We start from the raw sequence: 13,594 nt of genomic DNA, 5'->3' as shown, positions 1-13,594 counted from the left end.
GGCATGCACCATTGCCGTGTCGGTCATTGCGGCGCTGCCGTTCACCGGTATACCGCATCTCCGTTTCTCCGCCAACGCCGAGCCCGACGCGGGATTGGAATGCTTCCAAGGCGCTCTTTTAGCCGCCCTGCCGCGCCGCCTCTGCAACGGCCCCATGCCGCTTGTGCCCGCAATGCCCACGCCGTGACGAAACAACCATCATAATGTCGTCATTCAGAGCCTGAAATCCGCGCCAATGACCGATACCACCGCAAACAACATTCAGTCGCCCCGCCTGACCAGCCTGTCGCACGGCGGAGGCTGCGGCTGCAAGATCGCCCCCGGCCTGCTTGCCGATCTGCTCAAGCGCAGTGCGCCTTTGCCGTTCTTTCCCGACCTGCTGGTCGGCAACGATACCGCCGACGACGCTGCCGTCTACCGGCTCAACGACGAGCAGGCGATTGTCGCCACGACCGACTTCTTCATGCCGATCGTCGACGACCCGTTCGACTTTGGCCGCATCGCCGCAACCAATGCGCTGTCCGACGTGTACGCCATGGGCGGCAAGCCGATCATGGCGCTGGCGATCGTCGGCATGCCGATCAATGTGCTGCCGCACGACGTGATCGCGGCGGTGCTGAAGGGCGGCGAGTCTCTCTGCGCCGAAGCCGGCATTCCCCTCGCCGGCGGCCATTCGATCGATTCGGTAGAGCCCATTTACGGCCTCGTTGCCATCGGCGTGGTCGATCCGCGGCGTGTCAAACGCAATGCTGGCGCGCAAGCGGGCGACGTGCTGATCCTCGGCAAGCCGCTAGGCGTGGGCGTGCTGTCCGCGGCATTGAAAAAAGACCGGCTCGATTCAAACGGCTATGCCGCGATGATCGCGGCCACGACCAAGCTCAACCGGCCGGGCGCAGAACTGGCCAAGCTCGATGGCGTGCATGCCCTCACGGACATCACCGGTTTTGGCCTGCTGGGCCATACGCTGGAATTGGCACGCGGGTCGAATCTGACTGCCCGCGTGCGCTACGCGGATTTGCCGTGGCTGCCTGATGTGGTCAGCTTCGCAGAGGCCGGCATCTTTACCGGTGCTTCGGGGCGCAACTGGGACGCTTACGGCAAAGACGTCATCCTGCCGGCCTCATTGCCGCCGACTGCCCGCACCCTGCTCACCGATCCGCAAACCTCGGGCGGTCTGCTGGTTTCGTGCGCGCCGGAAGCGGTCGACGAGGTGCTCGCCCTGTTCCGCGCCGACGGCTTCGGCGAGGCGCGCGTGATCGGCGAAATGGTCGGCGGAGAACGGCGGGTCGAAGTTATCTGAGGCGCGGGCGGGGTTGCTGGACGAGGCGAGGAGCCGTAGTTCCGGAAGCAGGGCTAAACGGCCCGTCAGCCGGTATTGACGGCGCATGCGATAATTTCGCTCCTCCCGTCGGTCCGTTTCGTCCGTAACCCCTTGAAAAATCTACTAGTCAGCCTCGATCAAGCCAGTGATTTCGATGAAATCATCGATGTGCGCACGCCTCTCGAATTCGCCGAGGACCACATTCCCGGCGCGCTCAACGCGCCCGTGCTGAGCAACGAAGAGCGCGTTCTGGTCGGCACGACTTACAAGCAGGTCTCGGCGTTCGAAGGCACACGGATCGGCGCGGCGCTGGTTGCCCGCAACATCGCGCATCATCTGGAAACGACTTTCGCCGACCGGCCGCGCAACTGGCGGCCGCTGATCTATTGCTGGCGCGGCGGGAAACGTTCAGGTTCGGTCACGACACTCTTCAATATGATCGGCTGGCCGGCTCGTCAACTGGACGGCGGCTATAAAGGCTACCGGCGCGCAACGCTGGACATCCTCGAATCGTTGCCGAAGACGTTCCGCTACATCGCGCTGGTGGGCCCGACAGGCAGCGGCAAGACGCGCCTGCTCGAAGCGCTGAACCAGGCTGGCGCGCAGACGCTGGACCTCGAAGCACTGGCGGCCCATCGCGGCTCGTTGCTGGGCGCATTGGCGGGCGTTGCGCAACCGTCGCAAAAGCGCTTCGACACGCTACTGGTGACCGCCCTGCGCGGGTTCGACCCCAAGCGGCCGGTATTCGTCGAAGCAGAGAGCCGGCGGATCGGTTCGATTGCGCTGCCGCTTGCGCTTCTCGAAACGTTCCACCAGGGAGCCTGCGTCGAAGTGTTATCGAGCCACGAAGACCGCGCGGCGTTCCTGCTGCACGACTATGCGCATCTGTTCGACGATCCTGAATCGCTGAAAGCACAACTGCAGAAGATGATCGGCCTGCATAGCCGCGAACGTGTCACGGGCTGGCAACAGCTCGTCGATGAGAACAGGCGGGCCGAACTCGCTCGTGAGCTGATCGAACGGCACTATGATCCGGCGTATGCGCGCAGCAGCCATCAGCATTTCGTCCAGTTGCCGCGTGCGTTGCAAATGAATTTTCGGCCCAACGACGCCGATGTCGTTGAACAGGCAAAAGCACTGCTTGTCCAGTTCAACAACAGCACGCTCACTGTCATCTGATTAAAAACTAACGTCCAAGACCATTCATCATGCAATCAACCCTTCGGCAGCCCCGTGTCGCGCTTGGCTGGATCGTGTTTCTGCTGATCGCCGTCGTCGGCCTCTTCTACGTGAAGTGGTTCCCGTACTACAACCGGGCCTTCGTCGCCGCGAGCCAGCACTCCATTGGGAAGTCGATCTTGATGGGGACGTCGTCGAGCGCGCCGGCGGCCTCGTGGCAGGCAGCCATCGACTACGCGCTGGCCTACGGCAAGGCGATCTGGCAAGCGATGGTGCTGGGCCTTCTGCTGGGCTCGGCGGTGCAGGCACTGATTCCGCCGCAGTGGGTCGCGCGCGCGCTCGGCCGCAGCGACTTCAGCAGCGTCGTGAAGGGTGGCCTGATGTCGTTGCCGGGCATGATGTGCACGTGCTGCGCAGCACCGGTCGTGGCCGGCTTGCGTGCCCGTCAGGCGGCACCGGGAGCGGCGATCGCTTTCTGGCTGGGCAATACCGCTTTGAATCCCGCCACGCTGATCTTCATGGGCTTCGTGCTCGGCTGGCAATGGATGGGCTTGCGGCTCGCCCTGGGGCTCGTGATGGTGTTCGGACTCGGCTATCTGGTGAACCTCATGGTCACGCCGAAAGAAGCCGAGGCGTCGCGCGAAGCCATGGCGCAATTGGTCTCCAGCGACGATCCGGGCACCGCGTTCACACGCTGGGTGAAAATCCTCGGAACCATGACCCTGCGGCTGATTCCTGAATACATCGTGCTGGTACTGATTCTTGGCGCAGCGCGGGCATGGCTGTTTCCGCACATCGGACCCAGCATCGATAATAGTTTGCTGTGGATCGTCGCTTTGGCGATCGCCGGAACGTTGTTCGTGATTCCGACCGCGGGCGAAGTGCCGATCATTCAGGCCATGCTCTCCTTCGGCATGGCCGCCGGCCCGGCTGGCGCTTTGCTGATAACGCTGCCGCTGATCAGCGTGCCGTCGATGGCCATGCTCGGACGTTCGTTTCCGAAGCGTGTGCTGACCGTGGTGGCGCTGGCGGTAGTGATTTGTGGAGTGGTCAGCGGGTTGCTGGCTATAGCATTGGGGTTTTAAAGCATGAAACGCATTGCAGCATTCACGGCGACGAGCTGGTCGGCCGCTGCCCTTCTTTACTTCGGACAGCATTCGGTCGCCCTGATCGTCGTTAGCGGGGTCGTTGCGCTAGCCGGCTTCGATCTGCTCCGTCCCTGAGAAGATCGAAGCGGTTTACGTCGGACGAATCGTCGCCGACTCGAGCGTCATCCTGCGACGTGCGCCGATCAACGCGGCGAGCGCCGTGCCAATCCCCAATGCGAACAGGCACGCGGTCGGCACCAGCATCGGCGCGACATGGCTGTGCGCCACCTTGCCGACATAAGGCATCAGGTTCTGCCCAGCAAAGCCGCCTAGATTGCCGATCGCGTTAATCGCTGCCACGCTCGCCGCGGCTCTTGCGCCGGAGAAGAACCGCGGGGGCAGCGACCAGAAGCACGGATAGAGCAGCGGGATGCACGCCCCGCCCAGACACAGCGCGGCAAAGCGCAACGACGCGGTCGGCAAAACGAGGCTCGACGCGAAGCAAACGACGCCGACGCCAGCCACCACGCTCATCGCCTTCAACACAACGCGCTCACGCTTGAGCTTGCCGGGCAGCCACAGCAGAAGCAGTGTCGCGAGCGCCCACGGAATCATGTTCAACACACCGTTCAGGGACGACGACACGCCATCGCTTTTCAGCAATGTCGGCATCCAGTAGGTCACCCCGTACAACGACGTTGACATCAGCATGTACGTCATCGCGAACATAAGAACCCTCGGATCGAGCAATGCGCCCCAAGGCCGCGTCGCCTTGGCGTCATCCGACGCTTCCCGCTTGAGCGCGGCGATGACGACGTCCTTCTCCTGCCGCGAAAGAAACGGCGCGTCCTGCACCGAATTCGGCAAAAATTTGAGCGCGACGAACGCAATCAGAATGGCGGGAATGCCGGTGGCGATAAACACCCACTGCCAACCCGCGAAGCCCCACGTGCCACCCAGCGTCAGCAGAAGACCGCCGACCAGCGAGCCCAGCATGTTGGCGAGCGAACTGCCCAGCGTGAAGAACCCCAGCACTTTGGTGCGATAGCTTTGCGGGAACCACTGCGTGAGGTAGTAGATAACGCCAGGATAAAAACCAGCTTCGGCAACGCCCAGTGCGAAGCGAAAGGAATAGAAGACCGGCAGCGAGCGCGCGAATGCCATCAGCACCGTGACCACGCCCCAGGTCATCATGATGCGTGCGAGCCAGGTCCGCGCGCCGAAACGATGCAACGCCAGCGTGCTGGGCACCTCGAAGATGAGGTAGCCGATGAAGAACAACGAGGCCCCCAGCCCGTACGAAGCTTCCGTCATGCCGAGGGCGTGCACCATCTCCAGCTTGGCGAAACCAACGTTCTGGCGGTCGATAAACGAAATCAGAAACATGACGATCAGGAGCGGCATCAACCGCCACGCCATCTTCCTCATTACCTGCTGCTCAAATCCTGTCTGCGTAGACATGTCCGCTCCGGTTTTCTCGCCCGCCGCCATCGACACTCGCCTGGCGGCACGGCAGCCGCTACGTCGAGGAAAACGGCCAAATTGATATATTCATATATATGTTTATATGAATTGGCATCGGACACCATGAGGTGATACCCGAATAGGCGCGTACGGCCCAGCGGTCCTGGCGGCGCTGCGTTCAAAAAGCGCGGTAAGGTTGCGGCGCTCCAGCAAGCGCGGGATCAATCACGATGGATCCCGCGCAGCAGATCGAGCAAGGCCAGATACAGCGCGATCGATCACACAGCGGATCAGCCCTGCGGCATTCCAGCGTGTCGCCGACTCAGCGGATTTCCACCTGGTACTGAAACGTCGTGGCTGCGCCGCGCGTGCTGCGCCATTCGAACGGTGTGCCCGCAAAGTCTGACGCGACACGGTGGACCTGAATGACAGGGCTGCCGACCGCTACGTTGAGAAGCGAGGCATCGTCGGATGTGGCTTGTTCTACTTTTAGAATTTCCGTAGCGGACGCCACGATCTGCCGGCAAAGACGCTCGTACAACGGATACAGCAAGTCCTCGAAATCGCCGAGCGGCAAGGTGGCCAAGGGTTCGAAACGCGCGCGCGGCAACCAGATTTCTTCAGACAGAACCGCTTGGCCTTCGATCAAGCGCACACGCGACAGGTGAATTGCTTTTTCAGAGGCTTTCATCCGCAAAGTAGAGCGAATTTCTTCGCCAGGCTTCACGACTTCGCGCTTGAGCACGCGCGCTGTCGGCCGCACCGGCTTACCGTCGCGCGACTTGAAACGAAAGAAGCGAAACAGCGACGAATCGAAACGGGGCCGGCGGATGAATGTGCCCTTACCCTGGCTGCGCGTAAGCACGCCGTCGGCAACGAGCAGATCAATCGCCTTACGAACCGTTCCAGTGGAGACGTTATAGAACTGCCCCAACTCTGCCTCTGTGGCGATGGCTTCCTCCAGCGCCCATTCACCTGAGGCAATGCGGCCAACCAGGTCGTCACGCAATTGCTGATAACGGGGCAACCGATCATCCGGCTTGGTCACGAAAGGGGCCGCTTCCATAGTATTCATATAGTTGTTCAGAGGAGTAACTACTGTACAACATCACGTGCCGACAACGTGAGCAAGGGTTAATACTCAATGACTTTCCATAGCTTTACGACCACCATTCATACATTCATATATATGACTACATGAGTTGCGGAATGGAGACGGCTATGTTCACGTGGTACAAGCAGGGCACGCCCCTGGAACGCAACACCTTTTGGGGGTGCTTTGCGGGTTGGGGGCTCGACGCGCTCGACGTGCAGATGTTCACCCTGGCCATCCCCGCGATCATTGCCGCGTACGGCATCGACCATACGCAGGCCGGCGCGATCAGCAGCGTGACGTTGATATCTTCGGCACTCGGCGGCTGGATCGCAGGCGCGCTGTCGGACCGCATCGGGCGCGTCCGGACGTTGCAAATGACGATTCTCTGGTTCGCCGGCTTCACCTTTCTCTGCGCGTTCGCCCAAAACTTCCCGCAACTGCTGGTTCTCAAGGCGCTTCAGGGATTCGGATTCGGCGGCGAATGGGCAGCAGGTGCGGTACTGATGGCGGAAACCATTCGGACCGAACACCGCGGCAAGGCAATGGGTGCCGTGCAAAGCGCCTGGGCGGTGGGTTGGGGCGCGGCCGTGCTGGTGTATGCCGCGGCGTTCTCCTGGTTGCCGTCGGACACCGCATGGCGGGTGATGTTCGCCGTCGGCCTGGTGCCGGCCGGTCTTGTTCTATTCGTACGGCGCAATCTGAAGGAACCGGCACGCGTCGCGCCGGCAAGCGCCGCAGTCAAGATCCCGCTACTCGGGCAGATAACTCAGGTCTTCCAGCCGCGTGTGCTCCGGACCACCGTGATCGGCGCCGTGCTGGGCACCGGCGCCCACGGCGGGTACTACGCGATCATGACCTGGCTGCCCACCTTCCTTGCCAAAGAACGGCACCTGTCGGTTCTGAACACCGGCGGCTATCTGGCGGTTGTCATCGTGGCGTTCTGGTGCGGCTGCATGGCGAGCGCCTATCTGCTCGATCGCATTGGCCGCCGGCGCAATGTCGCCCTCTTCGCGTTCTGCTGCATCGTTACAGTTCTCGCGTACGTGATGCTGCCGCTGACCAACACGCAGATGCTCGTGCTGGGCTTCCCACTCGGCTTGTTCGCCGCGGGCATCCCAGCGAGCCTCGGCCCGCTTTTCAACGAACTGTATCCGGCCGACATGCGCGGCACAGGCGTCGGATTCTGCTACAACTTCGGACGGATCGCCTCGGCGGGCTTCCCTGTGCTCGTCGGCTATATGAGTCATTCGATGTCGCTCGGCATGGCAATCGGAATCGACGCGGCCATTGCTTACGGCCTCGCGATGATCGCTGTGTTGCTCCTTCCCGAGACGCGCGGCAAACGTCTGCGTGGCGTGGTCTCTGAGTCGGCGCCCGATGCCGTCGACAATGCGCGATTGACCCTGGACCAGCCGCGGAGTTGAACATGAGTGCGCCCACATCCCTCGCTCAATCCCACTCCTGTCGCGTGGACACTCACGCGCACGTTTTCCAGAGAGGCTTGCCGCTCACGGTTGGCCGACGCTACGCGCCTGGCTATGACGCAACACTCGACACCTATTTGCAACTGCTAAACGCGCACGACGTCGGGCGCGCGGTTCTGGTCCAGCCGAGCTTTCTCGGGACGGACAATCGCTACCTGCTACAAGCACTGTCCCGAGACACGCACCGCCTAAGGGGTGTAGCGGTGATCTCGCCCGATGTTTCCGAGGAAGAGCTGGCCGAGCTGCACGGTCGAGGCGTAACCGGCATACGGCTCAATCTGATCGAGCAGGCACTGCCGGATCTGGGAGCGAAATCATGGACGTTATTGCTCGAGCGATTGTCAAGACTGGGTTGGCACATCGAACTACATCGGCATGCGCAGGACCTGGCACCGATGCTCGACCGGCTGCTGGAAGCCGGCATACCCGTGGTCGTCGATCATTTTGGACGACCTGACCCTGAGAAAGGAATTCACGATTCCGGCTTCAAGACTTTGCTCGGTTATGGTGGAACCGGGCGCGTGTGGGTCAAGGTCTCGGGCGCCTACCGATGTGCTGCTCCCGGTTCTGGCTTTGTGCATGAGGCGACGATCCAGCTTGTCGAACATTTCGGTGCCGGGCGGCTGATGTGGGGAAGCGACTGGCCCCATACGCAGTACGAACAGGTGATGAACTACGGCCAGTCGTTATCGACGCTATTGGAACTCGGCCTGGACGCGGCCGTGGTCAACGCGATTCTATGCACAACCCCTGCGTCGTTCTATGGATTCGAACAGGAATCCGGGAACCGCTGCACGTCGACAAAGGCGGCGCTGCAACGCACTTCCTGAGCGAAGCGATAAGGCCAAAGTCCGCCCTGTTTATCGGCGACGCGGACTGCTTCTTCAGGCTAGTGACAGCACTGCGCAGTAGTCAGCCGCTCAATCAGCCAGCGCCCCGCGAATCGCGGCGAGCCACAACGCTACTGCATGCGCACCAGGGTCCGCGTAACCGAGCGCGCGATCGCCGACATAACTCGACCGACCTCGCCGCGGATGCATCGACGCAGTTTGCGCAGCGCCTTCAGTCGCTGCGTCGACCGCGGTTTTCAAAGCTGCGTCGAGCCCGCCTTCTGACTTTGAGAGCGCGGCTTCCAACGCATCGGCGGCAGGTTTCAGCGCATCGACCATCGTGCGATCGCCTGGATGCGCACCGCCTAACGCCATCAATCCGGCAACGCCCTCGCTGAACGCCACCGACCACGCCTTCGCCGACACCTCACCGGATCGTTCGAGCGCGACCGCGGCGCGCAACAACATCACCGCGTAAAGCGGACCCGAAGTACCGCCGACCACGCGCCGGATCGTTGCGGACAGGCTGCGCAACACCGCACCCGGCGCTGTTTCCGCAGGATAGGCATCGAGTTCATGAAGAATGCCGCGCGCCCCGCGCGACAGGCTGATACCGAGGTCGCCATCGCCGACGCGTTGATCCATGTCGGTCAAGGTCGGCTCGGCTTCGAGCAGGCACGCGCACACGGCTTCGATCACGTGACGCAAAGTCGCTTCTCGAGTGAGCGTCGCGCCGTTTGTACGATCCGGCGTGGCCGGCGCGGGCCGCACGGAAACCTGCGCGACGCGACCGCTCAACGCTGGCCATGCAGTAGTGTGCGCGGCGGCGTCGAGCCAGCCAAGCCGCTCATCGTCGACGCGCAGCAGTGTCAGCGAGACGCCCGCCATCTCGAGCGCGCTCAGGAACGTGCCGGCCCACGCCCGCTCCACCTGGATGCCGCGTGCCCCAAGGTAACGAAGCGCGGATCCGGCCACGATGCTCAATTCGCTCGATGGCGTGCCGCCGAGATTGTTCACCAGCAGCGCCACTCGCGCACCAGATTGCAACGATAAGTCGCCGACGATCTTCGCCAGCAGCGTATCGACGATCGCGTCGGCCGGTTCCATCGCGCCGCGCTCCACACCGGGTTCGCCGTGAATGCCGAGGCCCCATTCGATTTCGTCATCGGCCAACTCGAAACCCGGCTTGCCCGCCGCCGGCACCGTGCATGGCGTGAGCGCGACGCCCATCGTGCCGAGCGAAGCGGCCACGTCGCGCGCAATCTGCGCAACTTCGGCCAGCGGGCGTCCCGCTGCGGCCGCCGCGCCGGCAATCTTGTGAACCAGCACCGTCCCCGCGAGGCCACGACGGCCCGCATGGTCACCGCTCGCTGCCAGCGCGACGTCGTCGGCGACGATCACCATTTCTGCGGGGATACCCTCCGCACGTGCAATCTCGGCAGCGAGCCCGAAGTTGAAGCGATCGCCCGTGTAGTTCTTCACGATCAGCAGGGCACCCGCGGCGCCGGCAACTGCGCGGATCGCATCGAGCACGGCATCCGTGGAGGGCGACGTGAACACCTCGCCCGCTACCGCGGCGCTCAGCATGCCGTGACCTACATAGCCACCATGAGCCGGTTCGTGGCCCGAGCCGCCACCCGAGATCAGCGCGACTTCGCCGCGCGCGGCAACGGCCTCGGCATCGGCGCGCACGACGATCGTGCTGCCTTGCAGCAACGAGAGATTGGGATTGAGCGCTGCGAGTCCGTCGAGCATGTCCGGCACGACTACGGAGACGTCGTTGATGAGCTTCTTCATTGCGTCAGCTTCCTTTTAAGCTACCGGCCCTGTGTCGCGAGCTCACGGCAGTTTATGCAGTTGCGAGACCGGGAGGCTCAACTGTACCGCGCATCGGAAAAATGCGAGGAGAAGCGGCGACTGTACTCATGCCAATACCTCAACATACCTACGACCGTGCGCTAGTGAAAATGCATCGATATGCGGCGAGCGCGAATGCGCGAACACATCAGCGAACGAGTCAGACTGTGGCGAAATGAAGGCAATGCGGAAGGGAGAGACTGACAGAACAGCCGCACTATCACGATGTGCGCCGATGTGATGCGAGAAGATGATAGTAGACGAAAGCAGAGCTGCTTTCGTCTACATCACCTGTGCGTTGGTAGGCTCGATTGGATTCGAACCAACGACCCCCACCATGTCAAGGTGGTGCTCTAACCAACTGAGCTACGAGCCTTTAGAGGCGCGAATTATAGAGACTCCGCACGCGCCGCACAAGCCCCACAAGACAGGTATGTTCACGAACGGATGTCCATCGGTTCGTCGCGCAATACGTGGCGCGATTCGTTTTCCTTTTGCTTCAGTTCGTCGAAGCCCACTCGGTCTGCATATCCAGCGGGAAAACCGGCCGCTTCACGTGCTCGAACCTGAACAGCCGGTAATCCGAACTCGTCACGCCGCGGCTATCGCACTCCACCAGCGCCGCAGCGATAGGCACGAATACGGGGCGGCAGTACATGCGCGATTTGAGCAACAGGAAACGCGCGCGGCGCGGATCGATGCCGACGCTCTCGAACACGCCGAGGTCCCAAGGTTCGTGCGTGTGCTCGGTCATGACAAGCTTGACCGTGCCGATGTCGAGCACCGCCGCACGCCCCATGAACGCGCGCTGGCCTGTATAGGTCGGGCCGCTGATCACGTATTCGCCATCGGTTAGCGCGCGCACAACGCCGGTCACGGCAACGGGTGGCCGCAGCGTCACCGCGCTGCTTGCGACTTTGTTGCCGATCGTCACTGTCACCGTGCTGCCGACGCCGGCCGCCATCAGCGCCGCGACGGCTTGCGGATCGCACAACGGCCCGCTTACGACACCTTCGAGCTTCTGCTTGAGCGCCTCCTCCAGCAGATCCATCGTGTCGCACGTGCCGCCCGACATGCAGTTGTCACCGTGATCGAGCAGCAGTACCGGTTTGTCCGCGCCCTGCGCGAGCGCTGCGGCCTGCGCGACCGACTCGGCCAGCGGCGCGCTGCGATAAACGAAATCCTCGCGCTCGTTCCAGATCTGCCGCGCGATGCGCTCCGCCACGGCTTCCGCTTGCGCACGCTCGCAGTTTCCCACCACTACGACACTGATACACGGCGCCTCGATATCGGCTAACGAGAAGCCGGACAGCACCGACACCGCGAGCATGCCATCGGCCTCTGCCGCGCGTGCGGCCTCTACCGCACGCTTCATTGCGCCTTCGGCCGTCGCACTGCGCAGCGTATGCGTGAGCAGGGGCGGCTGGCGCCATGCGATCACCGGTTTCGCCTTGCCGTGGATAAGATCGAACAGCAGACGCGCTGCATGCGCGCCAGTCTCGTACATATCGACGTGCGGATAGGTTTTGAAGCTGACGATCACGTCGGCGTTGTCGATCATCTTCTGCGTGACGTTGCCATGCAGATCGAGTGCGACCGCAATCGGTGCATCCGGTAGCGCGGCACGCACGCGTTCGAGCAGATCACCTTCACCGTCATTCGAATTCTCGCCGACCATCGCGCCGTGCAGGTCGAGCATCACGGCATCGCAACCTGTTGCGGCCGCAACGATCGCATCGCAGATCGCGTCGTAAGCGGCGGCTTCGACCGGTCCGCTCGGATTCGCCGACGCGGAAACGGGCGTCACGATCGCGGCATGCTCGCGCTCGGCAGCATCGATGAACGCGGCCATTGCCGTCTGCATGCTCTTGTTTTCGTTGAACGCGTCTTCACCGTAACTCGGGCCGTTGCGGCCGAACGCTGCTAGCGGTGTGGCTACCGGCGAGAACGTGTTGGTCTCGTGGTTCATTCTTGCAATCAGGATCTTCATGCTTGGGTGCTCCCTGCCGTTTGCGCGGCGTTCAGCATTGCCTGCAACAGGATGTTGCAGCCAGCTTTTTGCGCGCGCTCAGATTCGCCAACAAGGTCGTGACCTGAAACGAACGCACGACGCCGCGGCGCACGCGGTTATGGTCGGGTTCATGCGTCAGGTCACGACTGTCGAAGATGATCTTCCCTTCCGAGCTTGGCAATGTATCAGTCAAAACGTGAAATAGCGCTGCCTTGCCGGCCCCATTCGCACTGGTCACCAAATGCACGGTGCGCAGCATGATGCGCGGATGTATTTCGGCGAGTGGCGGTTGATGGGCTGGATCAGAAGTGATGTTGGCGAGGGAAATCGAAAGGGTCTGATTTGGCAAAATGAAAGCCCAGACGCACCCCAGTCGACCGGCTGCCGAGTAGCTTGTGCGCAGTCATCCCACTGCTCAAAACGGCCAATTGGGTTGCGGCAGCCTCGTGAGGGCTCAACCTTTTACGGCCCGCGCCGTTATTGCATCTGCACAGGCATAACACTGGACCGTCATGGCACAACCTCTTCCGTTTTCCCGCAATACCGGCGCTGCACGTGCTCGGCACGACAAAGCCATGCTGCTACCGATCGCCCGGAAGATCGCCGACGACCTTGCCCTGCGCGTGCATCTGGCGCTCGACGCCTTGCGCCGGGGAGCCGGCAGCACGAGCGATGCGCAAACACTCACGCAAGTCATGCTGTTGACGGGCTTTCTGGCCGAGTCCGGCTTCGGCTCGGTAACTGGCGAACAACTCGGTGCGGCGGAACGCGCAGTGTCGGCGGTTTTCGATATTGGCCGTGAGACCGGCGAGTGGAGATTGGACAGCGCAGGCTTCGCGCTTTTCGCTGAAATCGCGACGAATTACGATCGGCAATTGCACAGCGCGCCCCTTTGGGCGATCACCGATGCCAGTGAACGACTCGACCGCTTTACCGCAGGCGTGCCGCATCAGACGCCGATGCGGAAACGGGCTTAGCCGGATCGGATGATATAGGACGAGGCCGAAGGAACCCTTGGCCGGCGATTTCCCGGCCATCATGACGGACAGACGCCCGCACGAAGCACCGGTGTGGGTATGCCATCCTGGTCGTGACGGCCCGGCGGGAGACGCAGCCCGTTCTGTGCCCGCTTTTTTTGCGCCCGTTTTCTGGCCCGTAAACGCAGAAACCCCGCCTTTGAGGGCGGGGTTTCTGGACATGCGTGGGAGCCTGACGATTACCTACTTTCACACGGGAATCCGCACTATCATCGGCGTGGAGTCGT

General features: G+C 62.2%; 13 protein-coding genes and 1 tRNA gene. 8 read left to right on the top strand and 6 right to left on the bottom strand.

Features of this window, described 5'->3' with window-relative positions; all coding sequences use genetic code 11:
* The 5 genes from KHO31_RS38545 to KHO31_RS39800 form a co-directional block, all read left to right on the top strand.
* The coding region (locus KHO31_RS38545; RefSeq protein ID WP_211626046.1) for a hypothetical protein at positions 1-187 on the top strand (187 nt) is incomplete at its 5' end.
* A gap of 48 nt (positions 188-235) precedes the next feature.
* Positions 236-1,300, top strand: coding sequence for a selenide, water dikinase SelD (selD, locus tag KHO31_RS38540; protein WP_211626044.1), 1,065 nt, complete (start codon positions 236-238; stop codon positions 1,298-1,300).
* Between the two features lie 132 nt (positions 1,301-1,432).
* Entirely contained in the window at positions 1,433-2,500 is a 1,068-nt protein-coding gene (gene mnmH, locus KHO31_RS38535) for a tRNA 2-selenouridine(34) synthase MnmH (RefSeq protein ID WP_201081504.1), read from the top strand.
* A gap of 29 nt (positions 2,501-2,529) precedes the next feature.
* Positions 2,530-3,585 carry a permease gene (locus KHO31_RS38530; protein WP_201081502.1) on the top strand — a complete coding sequence of 352 codons (1,056 nt, stop codon included), beginning with the start codon at positions 2,530-2,532 and terminating at the stop codon, positions 3,583-3,585.
* Positions 3,586-3,588: 3 nt separating this feature from the next.
* Positions 3,589-3,723, top strand: a complete 135-nt coding sequence (locus KHO31_RS39800; protein WP_268962508.1) for a hypothetical protein — start codon at positions 3,589-3,591, stop codon at positions 3,721-3,723.
* A 15-nt stretch (positions 3,724-3,738) separates the two neighbouring features.
* Here KHO31_RS39800 and KHO31_RS38525 read toward each other — a convergent pair whose 3' ends face one another.
* Entirely contained in the window at positions 3,739-5,049 is a 1,311-nt protein-coding gene (locus KHO31_RS38525) for an MFS transporter (protein WP_201081501.1), read from the bottom strand.
* 325 nt (positions 5,050-5,374) lie between these two features.
* Positions 5,375-6,118, bottom strand: coding sequence for a GntR family transcriptional regulator (locus KHO31_RS38520; protein WP_201081678.1), 744 nt, complete (start codon positions 6,116-6,118; stop codon positions 5,375-5,377).
* Positions 6,119-6,273: 155 nt separating this feature from the next.
* Here KHO31_RS38520 and KHO31_RS38515 point away from each other — a divergent pair, with 155 nt between their 5' ends.
* Positions 6,274-7,572 carry an MFS transporter gene (locus KHO31_RS38515; protein ID WP_201081499.1) on the top strand — a complete coding sequence of 433 codons (1,299 nt, stop codon included), beginning with the start codon at positions 6,274-6,276 and terminating at the stop codon, positions 7,570-7,572.
* A gap of 2 nt (positions 7,573-7,574) precedes the next feature.
* On the top strand, positions 7,575-8,462 hold the full coding sequence (locus KHO31_RS38510) for an amidohydrolase family protein (protein WP_201086530.1): 888 nt from the start codon (positions 7,575-7,577) through the stop codon (positions 8,460-8,462).
* A 90-nt stretch (positions 8,463-8,552) separates the two neighbouring features.
* Here KHO31_RS38510 and dhaK read toward each other — a convergent pair whose 3' ends face one another.
* The 4 genes from dhaK to KHO31_RS38490 form a co-directional block, all read right to left on the bottom strand.
* Complete coding sequence (gene dhaK, locus KHO31_RS38505) at positions 8,553-10,259, bottom strand: dihydroxyacetone kinase subunit DhaK (RefSeq protein ID WP_211626042.1); 1,707 nt, start codon at positions 10,257-10,259, stop codon at positions 8,553-8,555.
* 359 nt (positions 10,260-10,618) lie between these two features.
* Positions 10,619-10,695 (bottom strand) — tRNA-Val (locus KHO31_RS38500).
* 123 nt (positions 10,696-10,818) lie between these two features.
* Positions 10,819-12,309 carry a M81 family metallopeptidase gene (locus tag KHO31_RS38495; RefSeq protein ID WP_201081493.1) on the bottom strand — a complete coding sequence of 497 codons (1,491 nt, stop codon included), beginning with the start codon at positions 12,307-12,309 and terminating at the stop codon, positions 10,819-10,821.
* Positions 12,310-12,340: 31 nt separating this feature from the next.
* Positions 12,341-12,679, bottom strand: coding sequence for an ATP-binding cassette domain-containing protein (locus tag KHO31_RS38490; protein WP_236061714.1), 339 nt, complete (start codon positions 12,677-12,679; stop codon positions 12,341-12,343).
* Between the two features lie 163 nt (positions 12,680-12,842).
* Here KHO31_RS38490 and KHO31_RS38485 point away from each other — a divergent pair, with 163 nt between their 5' ends.
* Positions 12,843-13,307: a hypothetical protein gene (locus KHO31_RS38485; RefSeq protein ID WP_201081491.1), complete on the top strand. Its 465-nt coding sequence runs from the start codon at positions 12,843-12,845 to the stop codon at positions 13,305-13,307.
* Positions 13,308-13,594 lie beyond the last annotated feature (287 nt).

The sequence above is a fragment of the Paraburkholderia domus genome (genome assembly GCF_905220705.1).
In the GTDB taxonomy this organism is placed as follows: domain Bacteria; phylum Pseudomonadota; class Gammaproteobacteria; order Burkholderiales; family Burkholderiaceae; genus Paraburkholderia; species Paraburkholderia domus.
The sequence above is the reverse complement of the archived record's forward strand: the minus strand, read 5'-3'. Positions and strand labels throughout refer to the sequence as shown.